Source organism: Lysinibacillus sp. COL-1 (assembly GCF_059814265.1).
This window is the reverse complement of record NZ_JCAWSJ010000004.1, coordinates 2,397,402-2,416,813: the sequence shown is the minus strand read 5'-3', so window position 1 is coordinate 2,416,813 and position 19,412 is coordinate 2,397,402. Positions and strand designations below refer to the sequence as shown.

The following is a 19,412-nucleotide window of genomic DNA, read 5'->3' as shown; positions in this document are numbered from 1 at the left end:
TTTCTATAAATTATGTGATGGAACAACTGGAAATGGTGAGTTTCATGACACCTTTTATAGTAACCATTCACCAGACAAGCTAGGCATTCAATACAGTGTGAAAAATAAAGGCACACAACAATTTAGTTGGAAAATGATTGACTCAGATGGCATGAGATGGGCTCGAGGGACATTAACTGCTAGAAAAATACACACCGCAATACTGGAAGAAGCTATACCTATGTCAGAAGGAATGTGTTCTATGTCCATTATTACGATAGATGGTGCGGAGGGCATGTTTGATTTTGCTGTAAAATTGGTGGAATAAAAACTTTTTAAAATAGATGTAACTTTTTTAAAACATCACTCGTCTAACTCATTAGTAGAATACAAAAACTAAAGCAAACTAGTAACATTCACTTTTCACAAAGGGACCAGGAGCACATTTTTCGTGTTTTCCTGGTCTTTTTGTGTAGCATTATCTATTTTTAACGAAAAAATGAAACCTTTATGGAATTTAGACGTATTCTTAATTGAATCAAAAGCTAAGCAAAAATTAGTAAGATTCACTTTCACTAAAAAGGCTAGGACCCACATGAGGATGTAGGGACCTAGTCCTTTTTGTATGTTTTTATAGTGATCAAGGAGATTTTCATAGTGTTGAAAAACAAAACAAGCAATAGAATTTTAGTGAAATATCATCTTTTTCAACAATATGAGAGGACCAGCATTCATGGAGAGTGACTGGTCCTTTTGTTTACTTGCTCTGCAAAGTATTTTATAGAATGAACACTATAAAATTTGAAAGGGCAATTTATTTTCTCGAAAAACCATTAAATCCCCTTAAAAGTTTATTGGAAAATATTTTAACTTGTTCAGTGCTCCAACTTATCGTAGTATTATAACGAATCAAAACTAAGCAAATTAGTAAGATTCACTTTCACAATAAAACCAGATGCTCCTCAAAGATGAGCACCTGGTTTTTTGTTTTAGCGGTCAACTATTCATATTAGCTGATATTTTTAATTTGTAGTAGCATACAGACAACAAATCAATCCGTCAGAAAATATGATGCCTCCGATCATTCTAAAACAGGCTATACAGCTTTCTATCATATATATTGTCTGCTGGCAGCTATGTTTTGATTGACAAGTATAGGGGTCTTATTCTTCAATGGTTTCTTCATACGTTTTACGACCCGGGTTTATTTTTGTTACTTGGATCGTTATGTCCCCAATGGAATCCTTTGTTAAAGGGATTTTTCCATCTTTCTCTAACTTTTTCCACGTCTTGACGTTGGAGCGATAGAGATACTCTGAAAAACGATAAATATCAACGTCCAACTTTAAACCTTCCTCATAGGTTGTCAATATTTGTTTTTTTACTTCTTTTATAATATTGGCTCTCACCTCATCAGAGTTTATTTTTCCTTTAAATCCATTCAAGGTAGCACGCAAATGAATCGTAATATCAAATGTCACTTGATTATTCTTAATGACAGGCTTCACTTTGACATCTAATTTATCTAAATCAGCGGTTAGATAATCTCTTTCGCCACCTTCTAATTTAAAGGTGACCTCTCCGCGACTAGTTTCATTATGCATCCATTGATTGCCTTTTGCTGCAGAATTCTTAATAAAGCCTTTAAAGCCATCCTTTGAGAGAATTCCTACACCTGAGAACGTTGTTTCTTCAACTTCTTCATCCATCGTTTCCCAATCTTTCATGATGGACACGTAGGGGATACTGACCTCATGGCTCGGTTCATTTAAACCAATAATTAAATTTCTTAAGTTTTGAGGCTCAATAAAGGATTCTTGTTGCGTTGTATTGACAGGATTACTTAATTTTGAAGAAGTCAGAGAATTTCTTAAAATCGGTGTGATAAGCATGACATCTTTAATAGGGTCCGTTGTACTGTAGACCCAAATATGATAACGAGTCTCTCGAAAACGAATGAACGTATCAATCACAGGGATACTTCGTTCATTTTCCATGGCTCGTTCTGTAAAGAGCAAATACCTCATATGCCCCCAAAAAATCTCCTGGTCAGAGGAACGATACAATTTATAAATTGCTTCTTCCACGGTTTTACCTTCAGCAAAGCCTACTTCAGCAGGTGCAACATTGCCACTAGGCTGATCGGATTTCGCTACATCAGCAAAATTAATAATTTGTAAATAAACCTTGTACTGATTATCCTCATAATCTACCCCAACGGCATTGACATAATACATTCTTTGAGGCTCCGTCACATCCCAACAACCGGTCATAAAAAAGGCAGACGTTAAAATGAATAGGAGAAATACGATATGTTTTTTTGTCATCATGTCCCTACTTTTATATTTGGTTAGTTATCAAATAGTTTTGACAAAAATATAAAGATTTATAAGTATGAATGTTGAATAGAGAATAGGCTATGAAGGATATGAATATTCGCGAAGAGAAGTGAAATACTCGCGGAGAGGAGTGAAATACTCGCGAAGAGGAGTGAAATACTCGCGAAGAGGGGTGAAATACTCGCGAAGAGGAGTGAAATACTCGCGGAGAGGAGTGAAATACTCACGAACGGAGTAAATAACTTATAGCGTGGTACAATATAAGAGAATGTGTTAATGTAAGTCGCATTAACACACATCGTTTACTTATTTATTCTCTATTAATATGATTAAAAACATGGGTCTCCATTAGTTTATCTTACATTGCAAGAATATATTAGTATGTCCTCTGGTTCTTCCATGAAACTGATTATTAATACTGTCTGAAGTAAGCAGTGGAATGCATGGACAGTGTAAGATGATATTTTCGGTAACTTCACGACACATTATCGCAGAGGATCATTCGTTTTTCCTGAACTTTTTGCAGCATTTTTCAGAAAGACCCACACCTAGTACAAATTTTTTAACTATACACTATAAACACAGTATACATAAAACTCAAAGTATAAAAAGTTAAGCCTCCCTAAAAATAGCTCCCATCTCTAAAAAGGTAGATATGAGAGCTAAATTCCTATGGTATCGTTGCTGTTGTAACCCAGTTAAGTTATGGCTATTTGAAAAATTCAATAGATATTATGAACGCTCCAATTAACTCAATTGAATAATGGACAAGGAACGATTCGCGTAGTTAGCGATTGGATTGGCCGATGAGGCACTTACTCCTACTAGATCGCCTGCGGATAATGAAGCTTGAACAACATAGGTAGAACTGCTTCTATTTAACACATTAAAAATAGCGAGACCATCTAGAAAAATAGGTTGTCCGTTGACGGTAATACTAACTGTAAAATAGGATTGTAATGGATCAGGTTCTACTGTAGTTTGAGCATTTATCGATATCGCAATTTGATAGACGCCATTGCTTTGCACTACTAATTCATTTCCAGATGGACTTACTGTGACATTAGATAAAGGGCCCACTTGCTGAAATGGAATAGGTGCCGCAATAGGGGATATAATTTCTAAGGAGTCACCTCTTATGGATCCATAACTTAAGACACCAATATTGGGTGTGGGAACAGGACCAGGAATAGCAATAATTTTGGGGAAAGAGTTTGTTTCTTTTTGACAACAGCCCATATTTATATGTTTATAAGACATTAACTACCCTCCTTTTTATTTACTAAAGGTAGTATATTCGACACTTAATTCAGTAATTGGACGAACACCTAAAGCCCAGTTACTCATATTCGAGCCTGGGCTTTTCTCATGTTTGGAGAATATAAAAAGCTATTTTCTTGCCTGAATCAAGGTGAACCAGCTTTTGCCATTCAATGTTCCGGAAACATTGTAAACAGGCTGATAGAAACCTTTTGTATCATACATATGCGTAAGCTCTATTAATTCTATAGACAGTTGATCGCCTTTTTTTATTGTAAGTTCTTCGTCTGTTACGAGTGCATTATATTTTATTTGTGGAAATTCGCCATTCTTAATACGTTCATACACTTCTGTAGGGGACAAAATGTTTACTTCCGTTATAAATTGATGGTTACGTAGATTAGATGATAAGGAATATACATCGCCATCTGGTTTCAGCCCAAGACTTACTTCCCCAAGCCAATAATCTTTGTTGATATTAGCGCGATCTGGAAGTGTCCATTCTAATTCACCATTCTCCCATACAGTAAACTCTGCCTCTTGAGGGAGGAGAGCAAGTTCGTCCATTATTGCCTTCGCCTTGTTAACAGAATCTTGTCCTGCTGCTGTAGTTTGGTCAGGTGTATACAGATTCTCTGTTAATGACCAATTGCCCTGTGAACTGATAAATAATGTATAAGGATTACCTGCGTTGTCTGCCAATAAAATTTCGCGATCCCCTCTATTTTCCGTTGTACTCGTTACGGATAAACCTAGTTTTTTTTGCAGCAAGGTTTCAACTTCGTCATTCTTCATTATTTTCTTATACACGGGGGCAACTGTGGGTGCTGTACTTAAGTCCAATGAAGTGGAGACATCAACACCTGACATATTCGATTTTGTATAGGCATTTATTGCAAGATGACCAAACTCTTGTTGGTTGTAGACAATCATCATCCCAACAAAAATCAAACCCATTATGAGTGGGATGGCAAGATGGCCAAGTAGACTTTTTATTTTTACTTTTTTATGCTGAACAATGGAAGCCACAAGTCTATATAACTGGTATCCGATAACCCCACCAATTGAGTTGTTGATTAAGTCATCAAGCTCGAAAATTCCCGCTCCTGTAAGTGTTTGATATGTTTCAATGGATAATGTAGCACTGACGACTACGAGAAAAAGCCACTTGAATAGTTTAAATTTAGGGAAAAGCAGGGGCAAGAAAACGCCTAATGGTACAAACATTAAAATATTAAAAATACAATTTTGAAGATCTCGTAACGAATATTTTTTCCATGCATCGATATAACCACTAAATGGTTGGAGATTCATCTGCAGAAAATGAGAAGAGCCTCGGCCAATAATTGTTAACTCACAAACAAAAACAATATAGCCGATGAAGAGTGCTCCAAGCATAAGTTTTTTTACGTGGTTTCGTTTCCGAACGGATGGTTCCTTTTTATTATAAAAGAAATAATAGAATGCAATGAGTAAAAACTCAACACCAATAATAATCATTACTGGCAGCATTAAAGATTGAATGTTATTGATAATTTCTGTTACGCCCAATTTAAAACGCTCCTAACTGATGATTTAGCTTTTCTTGATGTAATATTGTCGACTTTCCTTATTGTAAATGGAAATTATTAATAATTATTGAGAATATTTATGAAGATTTCTTAAGATTTTGCATCAGCTATACAGGCTTAGGGTGCTGATTTTAATCCCCTAGTGTGGCGTCGTTAATATAAGAGCAAAAAAGGCAGAAGTCAAATTACGTTTGTCATAGCAATAGACCACTTTCATTGCTGTATAACTCTGTAATTATTATAATGAATAGCAATAACTGGTAAGGAGATGGTGGAATGAGTAAGAATTTCATTATATTTGGAGCGAGTCAAGGACTGGGTGATGCATTTGTCAAAGGTTTACCCGTCATGGGAGACTCTGTATGGATCGTGTCACGTTCTCGACCTAAAAGCTTAAATCTCAACGATGGTGTCAATCGTCATTGGCTCGCTATTGATTTGTCCAATCAGCAATCAATTCCAACTTTAAAAGAGAAGGTAAAAGACATTCCTTTCGATGTATTAATTTACAATGTTGGCGTATGGGAAAAGCGTGGATTCGAGGATGACTATACATTTGATTTGGATGAGGTCGTAGATATTTCAAACATAATCAATATAAATTTAACTTCTACAATTACATATATCCAAGCGCTTTTACCAAATTTAAGACAAGCGGAAAATGGAAAAGTGATTTTAATTGGCTCAACAGCAGGCTTAGATCACACGAACAATACACAAGTTTCATTTGTTACATCTAAATTCGGCTTACGTGGCATTACAAATGCCCTTCGTGAACATTTAAGAAAAGATAAAATTTCTGTCACATGTATTAACCCAGGGGAGCTAGCAGCAGAAGTACCTTATGAAGAAGGGGCAGAGAAAGCAATTCATTTATATGAAGGGACTCGTATTCCTGTACAAGATATTGTATCAATTGTGCAATGTGTCATCCATTTATCACCTGTTTCATGTGTAAAGGAAATTACTATTCCTGCAATAACGGATTTGAATGCTTGATGATCGCCTGTTGCTCAGAAAGCATTGTAGCGGGAGTTAATCTTCTATTTGCAATCGAATAGGGCGAATAGAGGATATTGCCGATGCAGTAACGTTTCTGGCTTCCACTGATAGCAGCTGGATAATAAATGTTTCTGATGATTTTCGTTTATAAAACGCAATAATACTGTGAAGTTCCGATAAGGGGAAAAACATTGCTTTTCATGCCTAACCTCAAGAAAAAATGGATATTCCAAAATTTAAACAGTTTAGGACTAGACAAAGGTGATTTTACATGGTATATTGTATTCAATAGAATCATCCGAAAAAAAAGATGCAATGAATTCACATATTACAAAAAGTAATCGTGTTTTGATAGATGCTTTTTGTGATATGTGTTTTTTTATGAATGTGATTTTATTTAATTTGATTAATGGAGGTCATTTACATGACACAAGGTACAGTAAAATGGTTTAACGCAGAAAAAGGTTTTGGTTTCATCGAAGTTGAAGGCGGACAAGACGTATTCGCTCACTTCTCAGCTATTCAAGGTGAAGGTTTCAAATCACTTGAAGAAGGTCAAAAAGTTGAATTCACAGTAGAAGAAGGTCAACGCGGACCACAAGCTGCTAACATCGTAAAACTTTAATTTTTAATGAAACATACCACTCTTAATTGAGTAGTATCAGACTGCTGACAAACTCAAATTTGATGTTTGTCAGCAGTCTTTTTTATAAACGAAACTAAAATCGTGAAGCAGCTATCTTTTATCAACTATCTTACCTCTGCTAAATACACCTCTTCAATCAAAAATTCCTTTTTATGTAATTTCGCTATTTCTTCTAAAGTTGAAACACACAAATTCTTAAAAGTTTATGAATTCAGGACAATTAACAAAAGAATAAAATAAATAATTAATGAAATAAAAATGGAAAATCGTCTTTTTTTCAGGTTGAATCGATGTCTTGAATTAGTACTCATATCTCGTACAATGCCGTTTTCTTTAAACATGTTACAATACTCGCATTTCTCCAGTACTGAACCTTCTCTAAATTAAGCAATATCATATTCTGAGACGTGTCCCATCACAGAATCCAGCAGGCGAAACAATCCACTGTTAAATAAGAAAATTTTTACGTCGTTATTATATTTCGGAAATTTCAAATAAATGAATGACCAAAACCTAATTAAGTGGTAAAGTATAGAAAAATGAATGGAGAATGATCTTATGGAAAAATGGAAAAGGGTTGAATTAAAGCATTTTTCAAGTGAATATATGAAAGAATTGAACTCTTTTGTACTTACAGAAGAACAAAAACAATTTTCTGCTCTTCCAAGCAAATTTGGAGAAATTAATGAAGGACAGTATCGTATTGTCATTTTAAGTGATAATACACCAGTGGGTTTCTTCCTTCTCAATGCAAATGAAAGAGTAAAGAAATACTCTACTAATTTGAATGCTATGTTATTAACTGCATTATCAATTAACCATACAGAGCAAGGAAAAGGTTACGCAAAACAAGGAATGACCTTACTTGTTGAGTTTGTGAAAGCAGAATTCCCTAATTGCGATGAAATTGTTTTAGTTGTAGACAAAGATAATATACCAGCACAAAAACTATATTTTAAAGTAGGATTTGAAGATACAAATGAGAGACTAATAGGACGAATCGGCGAAGAAATCATCATGAGACAATTAATAAAATAAAGTTAGATCACAAATAAAATCGTCACTAGAGCTGATTTTATATTTGAGGATTAAATTTTTTAAAGTTTGCGAAAAGATTTCCCTCCTTTGATATTTTTCATGACTTTAATAGTAGGGAAAGACAGACGATTGTCTACATAGGTAAACTTTCAGCGAAGAAATGACAACATGGCCGACCCAGAGTTGCTGTGTTTCTGGGATTATGGAAAAATATTGAAATGTACCGATTTGCTGCTTATGATGGAGGTGAGTATGAAATGTATAGTAATACGGCAAATATGCTTAAACAGACGACAAATCTTATCAATGCATTGAATAAAATAAAACAAAACCTATCTTTTGTAAAATTGTATATTAATAGCGATAGAACACTGGCAATCTATTTTTTAAGTAATGCATATAGTGACTTTAATTTATTCAAAACTATCTACTTATCTGTAACACCTGGTGATCAAACAATTGATGAGTTTTTAGAGAAATATGAAAAATTCTTTGTAGAAGTAAATAAATATTTAGAGGTTTTTACTGATAATAGCGTGGTTGAAGATAGACTTCATAAGGAAGTATTGTTTGCAATCAATGAATTAGAAAGATATCTGTTAAATCTGTTGGATTTGTATAGATAAATACTTAGACATTCCTTACTTAGAGGGATGTCCTTTTATTTTGCAAAGCAATTAGTATATTGGCGTAGGGAGATAAAGCAAAATATAATTTTATTATTAAGCAATCACATGTCTATGCTTTATCTACCCAGTAACATTGAGCAGCAAATGCAGGAGCTAAATATGAGAAATGAATAGAAAGATTTGCTTTTGGAATAATGATACATGGAGATTTTGCAGGATTAGAACTCATTATCGTTTAACGAAGTAATTTATTTTGAAATCAAATATATAAATAGAGAAAGGAGGAAAAATATTGTTACATATATCTAAAAAAATAGGAATAGTAAGTTGGGTTGTGACCATTTTATATTTTGTGATAGAGCCTATTTTTATTATGACTGCACTTGTACCCTATAATTTTATGCAACAAGCTATGAGTGATCTAGGAGTAACATCATGTGGAAAGTATACATATTCAATTGCACCTCATGAAATTTGTTCACCTTATCATTTTTGGATGAATGTATTGTTTATAGTAAACGGTTTAACATTTTCGGTTGGAGTGTTGTATCTTTCTCAGTATCTAGAAAGGAATGGAATAAATAAATTAGGAACAGTATTTATTCTTATATTTGCTATAGGAAATATTGTATCTGGTTTTATACCTGCAGATGTTCATTTATTTTGGCATTCCATATTATCACAAATAGGTATGTTTACTGTTTTGTTTGGACTGTGGATTTATGCAAAATCATTGACTAAAGGTAAGAGGTGGACCTATTTAAATGTAATTGTTCTTATAACTCTTCTTTTCTTTATCATTCTTTTGTTTTTCTTTCCATTGCCAGCAGGTCTATTACAAAGACTTTATTATGGTGTGATTTTCTTGTGGGGTACTGTGCTCACAATTTTATTAAGTTCATCAGAATAAATTATAAAGCCCAGATATTCAGTTAACGTACCGTAATTGTTAGGTAGTGTCTAGCAATTGAGGATAGTTTAAATGAGTACCTGGGCATGTTTAATGATGTATTGATTTTATAAGGAATAATGGTAATCAGTAAAATTGCAACCTTTCTGTAAGGGACTTGCGGAGTGCTCACTATTTAAAAGGTTAACATTAACTCACTTTTCCATTATCGATTTATTTTTTGTATTCCACATTTTATAAAGCTCTCTATCAACAAGGACTAATTCCATACCTAATTCACTTGCATATTTAGTTAAGGTTAAAGAGGATGGAATAGAGCTAAAGGTTTCCATTCTCGAAATAACACTTTTGGATAGACCAGTTCTCTCAGCCATTTCATCTTGACTAATATTTTTTTCTATTCTTTTATTTAATAAAGTAAAAGCCAATTTAATTAGCTGTTTTTCATCTTGAGAAATCATTTCATCTTCTATTAATTCATAATAGCGAAGAAAAATTCTTGGTATTATTCTCATTGAGTAATTTTCCAATTGCTACACCTCTTTATTAATCTCTACTATTTATAGAGTGGTTAATATTAGACATTTTAGCTCGTCTAATAAATAAATTTTAGTAATTCTTTATAGTAAAAGGATTACTAAAAAAATTATATCCATTCATTTATAATATTTCTATATATTGTTTTGTAAAGATTGGATTAAAAAGTATTTATACCTAAATCGTAAATTCGATAATAGGTTATTAGTAGGGATCTGTATCTATGGTAGTAATTCTATATAATTATATTAATACAGGTAGGAATTATAAGTATTATATAAAAAATTAATTAAGGCTTTCGAAATAAAGCCGATAAAATCATCTCGTTAGTTTTTCTTAGAGGTGATCTTGTTGTTGAGTATGTATGCTAAATTGGCTTTGTGTAAAAATTAAAAACCTGGTAAAATAAACCATATAAATTATGATGAAAAATCGATTGATAGGGGGGAATTGTGTGATTGATAAGTAAAAATGAAGAATATATTTATTTAAAAAATCATAAAAACAATGAGTATTGGTAATTACATTTAGGAACGCTTCATGTACTTAAACAAACGGGTAATTAGTTCAACAAGCATTTGGGGATCAACACAATAGAAAGTGATCGAAAGGGGGATTACTAAATGAATAATAACTTTATTGAAACCATTCAGTCGCTTTATTCTGACCTTTCCATTGAAGACTTTTATCCTAATGAAATTGGACAGAATAATGATGTGTTCATTGTAAACAAATCTTTGGTTTTTAGATTTCCAAAATATAAAAATGGAATCAATCAATTAAGAAGAGAGACGGAAATTTTAAAATACATTAAAGGTATCATCTCAACCCCTATTCCGAATCCAATTTATCAGTCTTTTGAAGAGTTAAAACCAGGTAAAGTCTTCACCGGCTATAACCTAATAGATGGTGTTCCTTTGTGGAAGGAGAGCTTAACAGGTGTTAATAGTGTTGAATTGGTTAAGGGGTTGGCCAAACAACTTGTTTCTTTTCTTGTAGAACTCCACTCTATTTCAGGGGAAAAAGCAAGTCGAGATTTGAAACTAAAGGTTCGTAACCCACTTGAAGAGATGTATAGCCTGTATGATAAGATTCAAAATAATGTATTTCCTTTTATCAGAAGCGACGCTCAAAAGGAAATTTCACAATCTTTTGAAACGTTTCTAAAAGGGAAGGCATTCTCAAATTTAGATATAACACTTATACACGGAGATTTTGGAGCATCTAACATATTATGGAATCCAGAAACAAGTATGATTTCAGGGATAATAGACTTTGGTGGTTCGGGTTTAGGAGATCCAGCGTATGACTTTGCTGGAATACTCTCTAGCTATGGCGAGGATTTTTTGGATATGTGTATTAACCTATATCCTAACGGTGATGAAATATTTGAACGAGTTAAATTTTATAAAAGTACATTTGCTTTACAAGAGGCATTGCACGGGATTGAGAATGGAGATAGACAGGCTTTTGAAGATGGCATTAAAGATTATAGATAGATTGCTTGCTCAACTAATAGGTGCTTTCGTACAATATGGACTTCAAACTTCTACATATAGTAAGAGCGTGTTTTGGACAATGAACTGCACCCCAATTGTTATTTTCAAAACACGCTCTTTATTGTTCTCATATTAAGGTTTATTACAAATTTATAGCACGAGAAGTTAATGCTAAGTTTGTGATCAAGCCATTTATTTTATCGCTCAACCACATGTTCGAAATGTACGCCCTTTTCCTATGACATCCAATAAAGAAAGTATTGAGCTTGTCTTTGTGGATGCAAAGGAAAAGTGTGGAATATGATGGACAAGCTTAAGAGGTCTTAATAAATTGTCCAGGTAGGCGATGCTTATTTTTGCTGCCATGAATTTAAAGAAATTGGCTAGGCTAGTTGTTTAAAAGAGTTCTTTTGCTTGAAGAGTCTGTTTTATTGGGTGGTATATTATCATATTTAAACATAATGAAAGAAGATAAAAGGAATCGAGGGTGAACTTTTCGATTCCTTAAGTCGACAGTCTGAGATCACCCTATAATAGGTGAACCTGATTTTTTTTATTTACCAAATGAAAGGGATTAGCTTTTTAGTTTTTTGTTTATATATTGTAAATTGTTCTCCGTACTTATTTTGTAAGTAATTATCTGATTTTGGGATATAGCCAAAAACAAATACGAAGAATAAACTAAGAGGGATAAGCAAACTATAAATATTGTTAGAGATTAGTGCTAAGCCTAGTACCCAAAGGCAGTCTCCGAGGTAATTAATATGAATCGCATATTTAAATAAACCTCCCGTATAGAGCTTACCTTTGTTTTCAGGATTGTCTTTGAAAGGTTTTCTAAGTAATTCTGAAACTGTGTTTAATATACTTCCTCCTAAAAATAATAGCCAGCCTACAATTAGCATTGTTATGTTTGGATCCTGTTTGCTCGTAATCATTAAAATGGGAAAGCCCAAATAATAAATCCCAAAAGCTATACTGTTCATGATAGCTTCCTGCATTGCAATACCTCTAGGTAACCAAATAAACATCATAGCTGTTAATCGCAAAGCTGTAATAATTAAAGCAATATAAAGCCCTAGAGAAATGGCAGATTTTCCATATGTATTGAAAAGTAAATAATATGCAATAACTAAATAGATAATCTCAGCAACTAAAATGAAGATTTTTTCTTTTATCGTAGAATTATTTATACCGTACAAAGTAAGGCACTCCTTTGTTATTTATATTTAATAGGAAAAAATACGTCTGTGATATTATTATCCTCTTGTGTACTATAGGGATCTGTTTGATAAACTTCGAACGGTGCACCATTTAGTTTATAGTTATGTTCGGTTATCCAAACATGTAGTTTTGTATGGATGGAAGATAGTTTATCATAAGAACCAATAAGCGTAGCCATTGCACAAAGACCAGGATTAAATAATCTTGTTTCATTCGTGGCGGTTGTAAGTGGTATGGCCATTTCTACATCATAATTATCAGGTTCATATTCGGCACTATGGAAAATAGCAAGTGGTTTTGCACTAGGTAATAAATTATTGAACATAATTTTACTAAACAACTCATTAAAGTGTTTTAGAAAATCATCGGTATTTATTGTCTTTCGCTGAGATAAGATATCATATGGTAAGTGATCCACAAGTTTAATCTCAATCTCATTTAAATAGCCCATGATACTTCCCTTTTTATCAAGCTCATGAATATCAAGTTTTAATTCATTTAACAATGAAGCATAAAATGTAAGTTGTTGTGTAAGAATTTCTTGTTTTGTTTTCAATTTAGAACTAAGAAGTTCGGTATCATCCCAATTAGTTAAAATAAATTTGATTTCTTCTAAAGAAAATAAATAGTTTTTCAATCGCGAGATGGATAAAGCAGTTTCTAATTGAGGAACATTGTAATAACGATAGTTATTTCTAGCATCAACAAAAGCAGGCTTTAAAAGTCCGATTTCATCGTAGTAGCGAAGCGTTTTCAGTGTAAGATGAGATATTTTCGAAAATTCACCAATGGTCAGCATAACAATCACCTCCTTATAAATTACTTTAAATATAAAGCATCCTGTAAGGGGAGGGTCAAATCAATAAACTAAGCTTTCTTAAAGTTTTTGGCATTCAACATGGGCAACATGACTGCATCGAAAAAATATTTTAGAAGTTAATAAGAAATCTAAGAGCCTAGCCAGGTTGGCCTAAGCATTCTAGCATTAAATAGTTTGAACCTAAGATGAGTTTCTTTATTAAAATATCTATGATTCTCACACCACCACATACCACAAGTTTATAGTCAAAAGCTATTGGCACTGAAAAGCTTTAGCCATGATAATACGGTGCATGAGTCGATAAAAGTAGCAATTTAAAAATTGTAATAGAATCCCATTCATTATATATGTATATTTATATAGGAGGAGGGATATTGGTGAAAAAAGTTCTTCATCTAATAGCTATTGCATTAGTTGGATTTTATTTCTTGTACGGCTTAACTAACATGTTTTTAAATAGCAAAGGATATGAAGGTGCTGACTATCTAGTTTCTATCATTTTATTGGTACTTATTGTTTTATTTGAGGGATTTCTAATTAAACTTTATAAACGAGCCTATAGCGCTGAAGCTATAGAAGCACGTAAACAAAGAGAAGCTGCGAAAAAGAAACAACAGTTCGAGGCAGAGAGTAAAGTACTTGGTTCTAAATCTCGACAACAGCTATTCAATGCAGATCTATGTATTAAAGTAAAACATATGGCTGGATTACCAGTTGCCGAAGGTGCTGAGATATTTGTTTACAGATGCAAAGATAAAATCGTGTTTGAAAGAAGTCAAGCCACAATTGAATTAAATATAAATAAAGTGATTGATATTCTAATAAAAACAGATGTTGAAATTCAAAAAAGTTGGGTAAGTGATGCTGGTAAAGCTATAGCAGGGAATAATCTTTTTGGTTCATTAGGTGCTATAATTGGTGGAGAGGCAAAGGAAAAAACGAGCACAATCATAGAGAAGTATTTAATTTTTGCTTATGAAAAGAATGGTGAAATAAAATATATATCTATGGAAGTCACGAATGAACCTAATGCAAATTTATTTAATTCAAATTATTACAATCTCTCCAATAACGAAAGAAGATTTACAAGTCTTTAAAGAGCGAATTAGCAATTATAGATTGTAGACCAATGATCACTAATTTTGTGAATATAGTGGGGCTATCATTGAATAAACACAACATAATTGAGTGTACTGTCATTATCTGCCACTCAAACAGATAGGTAAGCATTATTTTAAATTTCATTTTTTAGAAGGAAATCATTCAATTTTGCTGAACTAATAAATGGAAGAGAGGGGAGTAAAGTGAGGCAGTATGCAAACAAGGAAGAATTGATTAGTACGATTAACGACAAGTATAAAAAATATATTGCAGAATTTAATGATATACCAGAAGTCTTGAAAAACAAACGGATTGAGGAAGTGGATAAAACTCCATCCGAAAACCTTTCTTATCAACTTGGATGGATAAATCTTTTGCTTCACTGGGAGCAAAAAGAACAACAGGGAGAAGAAGTACACACGCCAGCAGAAGGCTATAAGTGGAATAATCTAGGTGGATTGTACAATTCTTTTTATGAACAATATGGAGCGTACTCTTTGAAAGAACAACAATCAATGCTTGATGAAGCGGTCACTAATTTATGTGAGTGGTTAAATATTCTATCTGAGAAGGAATTATTTGAAGTTGACCAAAGACGATGGGCAAAAACACAAGCTAATTGGCCTGTTTGGAAATGGGTTCACATTAATTCAGTTGCTCCATTTACAAACTTTAGAACCAAAATTCGTAAATGGAAGAAGATTAACCTTTAAATATTTTTGAAAAAGAAGTGATGTTCTTTTGTACATATTGATTAGTAACAGGCGGTATGGATATTCTTTAGCCTTCCACAAACATGGAGGGCTTTTATTATGCGCTATGATTATTAATGGAGATGGGCAACGGTACACAATATTCTCGATTTGCCTCATGGCTTTTTACTTTCAAAAAGGGCAAAGATTGTAGATAAATGGAACAAACATTTAAGTTTACTTAGCACAGTAGGCGGCTGAGGTTTATGACAGTACATTTTATTTTAAATGCAATCGATTTTATCTGGAATGGCAGCTAACTGGGGAACGATTAACAGTAAGCGTCGGTATCAAGGCATCATCAAAAAAAGCATGATGTTGGTTTGAATCGTAGCTAATCTCATCTATTTAGTACTGCAAGATCAAGGATTTACAATTGGACAGATTATTCCAGATGCTGTTGTAGTAATGTTTATCTTAAACGAACTAGTTAGCTTAGGCGAAATTTCAGCAAAACTCGGTGTGAATATGTATGTACCAGTTAAGAGAGCATTAGAGATATTCAATACAAAGAAGAAAAAAGCGAAATGACATATGCTTTAAGCAGTCCTTGCTACCAATAAACAAATATCCAATCAAGGCACCATACACAATGGCGCCTCAATTTATCACTATACGCAACAAGGCCACACAGCTAATGAGATTTCATATAGGATTAGCAACAACAATCAGGTGTCTTATCATGTTACTGTGGATGATAAAGAAAGCATTCAGGCTATACCTTTTAATCGAAATGTTTGGCATTGTGGGGGTAGTACTGATCCTAATGCGATAAAGAAAGGAAACTGGCTTTCTATTGATATCAAAATTTGTCACAGCAAAAGTAGTGGATTACGTTATCGAGTTGCAGAGGAAAACGCTGTTCAACACATTGCGAAACATTTAAAACAATTCGGTTGGGGTATTAAGTAAGTGAAGAAGCACCAGGGTTGGAACGGCACGTATTGTCCGCAATGAATTTTAAATGAAGATCGTTGGAATCGTTTTTTGAAATGAATTAAAGGCATCGATGAAGCCAGCGGAAATCTGAAATACCAACAGAAAAGGATGATGTCATAATGCAATTCACAAACAAGCCAACTATAATCGCAGTAGATAAAAAGCCCAACGATAAATCACATCTAGATAAATTCGCTGTTGGTACACTTACCGGCAGTGATTTTGAAGGGAATTAACATTGCACATCGTAGTGTTTAACAGCAAAGGTCAATTACCTTAATGTTTTTTAACCACCTATTTGAATAACGGTTAACGAACGACTGGCGTAACCAGCGACTAGAGAATCCGACGAGGCACTTACTCCTACTAAGTCTCCGGCAGATAAAGTAGCTTGGACAATGTAGCTTGAACTACTTCTATTTAGTACATTAAAAATAGCTATTCCTTCTAAAAAAATAGGTAGTCCATTTACGGTAATGCTGACAGTGAAATACGGTTGATCTGGATCGGGTAATGCTGTTGCTTGTGCATTTATTGAAATAGTAATTTGATATACGCCATTGTTTTGCACTACTAATTCATTTCCAGATGGGCTGACAGTTACATTAGATAAAGGGCCCACTTGCTCAAATGTAACGGGTGTCGATACAGGCGATAAAAAATCTAATGTATCTCCTCGCAGGGACCCATAACCTAATACGCCAGGAGTGACAGGTGCAACGGGGCCAGGAGTAGCAACAATTTTAGGGAAGTAGTTCGCTTCACTTTGACAACAGCTCGTTTGTGTATGCCTACTAAACATTTCTAGATTCCTCCTTTATAGTTTGTTTAGTATTATATTCTAATCTCTTAAAATGATTTGAATTAATACCCATCAAATAACCAACATAATTATCAACAGCAAGTTATTAATCAAGTTCAGGCGCTCACATGAGTACCTGGTCTTTTTTTATTTCCATAAATCTCCTCGACATTAGGGGAGTTGAAAATAATAATGTACAATCGGAGGTAGGTCAGTGAGGTAAGGTTTTCCTCCCTTGGTATTTATCAAAACCTAAATATTAGGGAAAAACAGATAGAGGACCGATCAGCGCTGAGCAAACTTGTCGGGGCATGACATACACGGTCGATCTATATTTTTAAGAGATTAGGTTTATTAATTAATATAAAAGGTAATTAATTTACATTTATTTGCATTTACTCTTTTTTGTAGTATGATAAATAAATATGAAATTTAAAGAGGTGTAGAAGGTTATGCTGAAAATTTTACCAATTGCCTTTGCTATCATAGCAATATCTCTTTCAACTTATGGACTTATTACACGTGATTACCAGCTGAATTTCCTAATGATATTCTTTTTGGGTTTATCTATGTTAACCTTAGGAATTAGAGAATTTCAAAGTAAGAGAAAAGCTTATGGTTTGTTTCTAATAGGAGTATTTTTCTTTTCAACATATGCATCAATTCAAAGTTTCATATGGAGATAAATAAAGGAATGGTTTATAAATGAACTTCCTCCACTTTCCATTTATTTCAGTTAAACTTACTACAACAACAAAATGCCCGGAAAAGCACCCAATACAATTTGCTACAAAATAATGTGGTGTGTTCTACCACGAGTCGCAAATGAGCTCTCGACAATAGGGTTATCACAATGTCAAAGCTTTCATCTTAGGATGGAGGCTTTTTATTATGTATTCGAAAGGATGAGGAAAGATGGAATTAAACAACATACAAGAGCTAGAACAATACGCCGATGTGTGGTTAGCCAATAATCAATGATTGGTAGCAGGTATTTTTTATCAACTTATGAACCCACCAATATCCAATATGTTATGCTCTGCTCTTTAACTATGTCTGCAATTATTTTTTATAGTATTACAGATATAATTAATGGACTATTTAATGTTAACTGAATTTCAGAAGTAAACAAAAAATATTGTAAGGGTAATCGCGTAATAATATCAAAAGATATTCTATAATTTTTATAGAAAAGCACTCTTGTTTGAGGGTTAAGGAGAGAGATTCTGGAGCTATTCAGTTTACTAAAATTGACCTAGAACCTGTTTGAACGAAATTAGAAGCTACTAAAATATTAAATTTAAATGATGCTCCTGTTACACTTGGTTTTAATAAAGTCGAGAGTTTAGATATAGTAATTGAACAATTATTAAAATTACGACATATAATGTCTGGTGAAGGTGAGTACGAATGGACTGCTAGTGGAAGAATTGTAGATAAAAGCTAAATATGAAAAGCCACTCATTTGAGTGACTTTAATAATGTCTTAGATTAATCATACCTGTTTCAGTACCGAAAATACCCGTTTGTACTTGCAGTTGTAAATCAGTTGCTTCTGCTACTTCTGAAGCAAGGTCAAATACAACTTTACCTTTAATCTCCATGTCAGGGTTTACTTCTTGTAAGAAGAAGCTATTTTGAATGTTACCATCTTCACCTTGGTTTGCTGACATGCTAGCAACACTATCGGATTCATATGTTTTTTCACCACGTTTTAATTTGAAGAAACTAGTATCAATTGTTACAGCTTTATTTCCATTGTTTTTGTAAGTAACATCTAACACAACATATGTACCACTTGCTTTTGTAGGTAATACAGAAGGCCCTACTTGATCTGTTAAACTAACTCCATTTAGAGTAAACACTGCATCTCCAACTTCTAAAGGAGTATCAATTACGGCAATCTCTTCTTTTTCTTTAGCTTTTTCATCATCTTTTGATGAATCTTTATTTTCTGGCGCTTTTGCAGAAGTCTCAACTTTATCTTTAGAATCCTTCTCCTTTGTTGTATCATTGCCTCCTGCCATATTACCAATGGCGCCGATTACAATGATGGCAACAATTAAAATAAACCACCATTTTTTGTAGAAAGGTTTTTTCATGTAAAATAGTCTCCTTTGTATATGTTGTTAGTACTATTAAATTATATCAATATTACCATGTTATGTAAACTTATTATACTAGAATATGGTTCAAGCTTAGTAAATCACTCAAAGAAATAGCCAGGTGCTCAACAGAGTACCTGGTTTTTTATTTGTTTATATAGAGTTTTGATAGATATTAACTAGAATAATTATGTATATTTTACAGAATTTTGAACATCGTGGGAAGTCTATTATTAAGATGTACCAATTAAACAACACA

Annotated in this window: 19 protein-coding genes and 1 pseudogene; 12 read left to right on the top strand and 8 right to left on the bottom strand. The window is 33.3% G+C overall.

What is annotated here, in order from left to right; translation table 11 throughout:
• Positions 1–97 precede the first annotated feature (97 nt).
• Positions 98–307 carry a hypothetical protein gene (locus AC6BKE_RS20390; RefSeq protein ID WP_036117096.1) on the top strand — a complete coding sequence of 70 codons (210 nt, stop codon included), beginning with the start codon at positions 98–100 and terminating at the stop codon, positions 305–307.
• Between the two features lie 835 nt (positions 308–1,142).
• On the opposite strand, the gene AC6BKE_RS20385 is transcribed toward AC6BKE_RS20390, so the two are convergent.
• The 3 genes from AC6BKE_RS20385 to AC6BKE_RS20375 form a co-directional block, all read right to left on the bottom strand.
• Positions 1,143–2,306, bottom strand: a complete 1,164-nt coding sequence (locus tag AC6BKE_RS20385) for a Ger(x)C family spore germination protein (RefSeq protein WP_036117094.1) — start codon at positions 2,304–2,306, stop codon at positions 1,143–1,145.
• A 759-nt stretch (positions 2,307–3,065) separates the two neighbouring features.
• A complete protein-coding gene (locus AC6BKE_RS20380) occupies positions 3,066–3,578 on the bottom strand; it encodes a hypothetical protein (protein ID WP_036117092.1) in 513 nt (170 codons plus the stop codon).
• Between the two features lie 129 nt (positions 3,579–3,707).
• On the bottom strand, positions 3,708–5,129 hold the full coding sequence (locus AC6BKE_RS20375; protein WP_499857873.1) for a VanZ family protein: 1,422 nt from the start codon (positions 5,127–5,129) through the stop codon (positions 3,708–3,710).
• Positions 5,130–5,425: 296 nt separating this feature from the next.
• On the opposite strand from AC6BKE_RS20375, the gene AC6BKE_RS20370 reads away from it, so the two are divergent.
• The 6 genes and pseudogenes from AC6BKE_RS20370 (at position 5,426) to AC6BKE_RS20345 (ending at position 9,374) form a co-directional block, all read left to right on the top strand.
• Positions 5,426–6,148 (top strand): SDR family NAD(P)-dependent oxidoreductase, encoded by a 723-nt coding sequence (locus AC6BKE_RS20370; protein WP_499857872.1) that lies wholly within the window; start codon positions 5,426–5,428, stop codon positions 6,146–6,148.
• A gap of 40 nt (positions 6,149–6,188) precedes the next feature.
• Positions 6,189–6,302 (top strand): annotated as a pseudogene (locus AC6BKE_RS20365) (short-chain dehydrogenase); the annotation flags it as partial.
• Positions 6,303–6,575: 273 nt separating this feature from the next.
• Positions 6,576–6,776 carry a cold-shock protein gene (locus AC6BKE_RS20360; RefSeq protein WP_004225195.1) on the top strand — a complete coding sequence of 67 codons (201 nt, stop codon included), beginning with the start codon at positions 6,576–6,578 and terminating at the stop codon, positions 6,774–6,776.
• Positions 6,777–7,355: 579 nt separating this feature from the next.
• Positions 7,356–7,835, top strand: a complete 480-nt coding sequence (locus AC6BKE_RS20355) for a GNAT family N-acetyltransferase (protein WP_101966722.1) — start codon at positions 7,356–7,358, stop codon at positions 7,833–7,835.
• Between the two features lie 257 nt (positions 7,836–8,092).
• Positions 8,093–8,461 carry a hypothetical protein gene (locus AC6BKE_RS20350; RefSeq protein WP_036117082.1) on the top strand — a complete coding sequence of 123 codons (369 nt, stop codon included), beginning with the start codon at positions 8,093–8,095 and terminating at the stop codon, positions 8,459–8,461.
• Positions 8,462–8,753: 292 nt separating this feature from the next.
• Entirely contained in the window at positions 8,754–9,374 is a 621-nt protein-coding gene (locus AC6BKE_RS20345; protein WP_058843657.1) for a DUF998 domain-containing protein, read from the top strand.
• 194 nt (positions 9,375–9,568) lie between these two features.
• Here AC6BKE_RS20345 and AC6BKE_RS20340 read toward each other — a convergent pair whose 3' ends face one another.
• Positions 9,569–9,904 (bottom strand): helix-turn-helix domain-containing protein, encoded by a 336-nt coding sequence (locus tag AC6BKE_RS20340; protein ID WP_036117079.1) that lies wholly within the window; start codon positions 9,902–9,904, stop codon positions 9,569–9,571.
• 630 nt (positions 9,905–10,534) lie between these two features.
• On the opposite strand from AC6BKE_RS20340, the gene AC6BKE_RS20335 reads away from it, so the two are divergent.
• Complete coding sequence (locus tag AC6BKE_RS20335) at positions 10,535–11,410, top strand: phosphotransferase family protein (RefSeq protein ID WP_271910079.1); 876 nt, start codon at positions 10,535–10,537, stop codon at positions 11,408–11,410.
• A 557-nt stretch (positions 11,411–11,967) separates the two neighbouring features.
• Here AC6BKE_RS20335 and AC6BKE_RS20330 read toward each other — a convergent pair.
• Together AC6BKE_RS20330 and AC6BKE_RS20325 are read right to left on the bottom strand one after the other, a co-directional pair.
• Positions 11,968–12,612, bottom strand: coding sequence for a methyltransferase family protein (locus tag AC6BKE_RS20330; protein ID WP_058843659.1), 645 nt, complete (start codon positions 12,610–12,612; stop codon positions 11,968–11,970).
• 17 nt (positions 12,613–12,629) lie between these two features.
• Complete coding sequence (locus tag AC6BKE_RS20325; RefSeq protein WP_499857870.1) at positions 12,630–13,433, bottom strand: MerR family transcriptional regulator; 804 nt, start codon at positions 13,431–13,433, stop codon at positions 12,630–12,632.
• A 398-nt stretch (positions 13,434–13,831) separates the two neighbouring features.
• On the opposite strand from AC6BKE_RS20325, the gene AC6BKE_RS20320 reads away from it, so the two are divergent.
• The 3 genes from AC6BKE_RS20320 to AC6BKE_RS20310 all read left to right on the top strand — a co-directional run bounded on the left by AC6BKE_RS20320 (position 13,832) and on the right by AC6BKE_RS20310 (position 16,219).
• Positions 13,832–14,551 carry a hypothetical protein gene (locus AC6BKE_RS20320; RefSeq protein ID WP_340809108.1) on the top strand — a complete coding sequence of 240 codons (720 nt, stop codon included), beginning with the start codon at positions 13,832–13,834 and terminating at the stop codon, positions 14,549–14,551.
• Positions 14,552–14,758: 207 nt separating this feature from the next.
• A complete protein-coding gene (locus AC6BKE_RS20315; protein WP_036117070.1) occupies positions 14,759–15,268 on the top strand; it encodes a ClbS/DfsB family four-helix bundle protein in 510 nt (169 codons plus the stop codon).
• Positions 15,269–15,874: 606 nt separating this feature from the next.
• The gene (locus tag AC6BKE_RS20310; protein WP_308302777.1) at positions 15,875–16,219 is read left to right on the top strand and encodes an N-acetylmuramoyl-L-alanine amidase; all 345 of its coding nucleotides are present in this window, start codon (positions 15,875–15,877) and stop codon (positions 16,217–16,219) included.
• A gap of 313 nt (positions 16,220–16,532) precedes the next feature.
• Here AC6BKE_RS20310 and AC6BKE_RS20305 read toward each other — a convergent pair whose 3' ends face one another.
• A complete protein-coding gene (locus tag AC6BKE_RS20305; RefSeq protein ID WP_036117068.1) occupies positions 16,533–17,048 on the bottom strand; it encodes a hypothetical protein in 516 nt (171 codons plus the stop codon).
• 452 nt (positions 17,049–17,500) lie between these two features.
• Here AC6BKE_RS20305 and AC6BKE_RS20300 point away from each other — a divergent pair, with 452 nt between their 5' ends.
• Positions 17,501–17,734 carry a DUF3953 domain-containing protein gene (locus AC6BKE_RS20300; RefSeq protein ID WP_036117066.1) on the top strand — a complete coding sequence of 78 codons (234 nt, stop codon included), beginning with the start codon at positions 17,501–17,503 and terminating at the stop codon, positions 17,732–17,734.
• 789 nt (positions 17,735–18,523) lie between these two features.
• Here the strand turns inward: AC6BKE_RS20300 and AC6BKE_RS20295 are convergent.
• Positions 18,524–19,150: a DUF4352 domain-containing protein gene (locus AC6BKE_RS20295; RefSeq protein WP_499857869.1), complete on the bottom strand. Its 627-nt coding sequence runs from the start codon at positions 19,148–19,150 to the stop codon at positions 18,524–18,526.
• Positions 19,151–19,412: the final 262 nt, after the last annotated feature.

Excerpts from the sequence above, each read along its gene's own strand:
- AC6BKE_RS20300 (WP_036117066.1), top strand. The coding sequence starts at position 17,501 with ATGCTGAAAATTTTACCAATTGCCTTTGCTATCATAGCAATATCTCTT.
- AC6BKE_RS20385 (WP_036117094.1), bottom strand. The coding sequence starts at position 2,306 with ATGACAAAAAAACATATCGTATTTCTCCTATTCATTTTAACGTCTGCC.
- AC6BKE_RS20305 (WP_036117068.1), bottom strand. The coding sequence starts at position 17,048 with ATGTTTAGTAGGCATACACAAACGAGCTGTTGTCAAAGTGAAGCGAAC.
- AC6BKE_RS20325 (WP_499857870.1), bottom strand. The coding sequence starts at position 13,433 with ATGCTGACCATTGGTGAATTTTCGAAAATATCTCATCTTACACTGAAA.
- AC6BKE_RS20350 (WP_036117082.1), top strand. The coding sequence starts at position 8,093 with ATGTATAGTAATACGGCAAATATGCTTAAACAGACGACAAATCTTATC.
- AC6BKE_RS20335 (WP_271910079.1), top strand. The coding sequence starts at position 10,535 with ATGAATAATAACTTTATTGAAACCATTCAGTCGCTTTATTCTGACCTT.
- AC6BKE_RS20360 (WP_004225195.1), top strand. The coding sequence starts at position 6,576 with ATGACACAAGGTACAGTAAAATGGTTTAACGCAGAAAAAGGTTTTGGT.
- AC6BKE_RS20380 (WP_036117092.1), bottom strand. The coding sequence starts at position 3,578 with ATGTCTTATAAACATATAAATATGGGCTGTTGTCAAAAAGAAACAAAC.
- AC6BKE_RS20295 (WP_499857869.1), bottom strand. The coding sequence starts at position 19,150 with ATGAAAAAACCTTTCTACAAAAAATGGTGGTTTATTTTAATTGTTGCC.
- AC6BKE_RS20355 (WP_101966722.1), top strand. The coding sequence starts at position 7,356 with ATGGAAAAATGGAAAAGGGTTGAATTAAAGCATTTTTCAAGTGAATAT.
- AC6BKE_RS20370 (WP_499857872.1), top strand. The coding sequence starts at position 5,426 with ATGAGTAAGAATTTCATTATATTTGGAGCGAGTCAAGGACTGGGTGAT.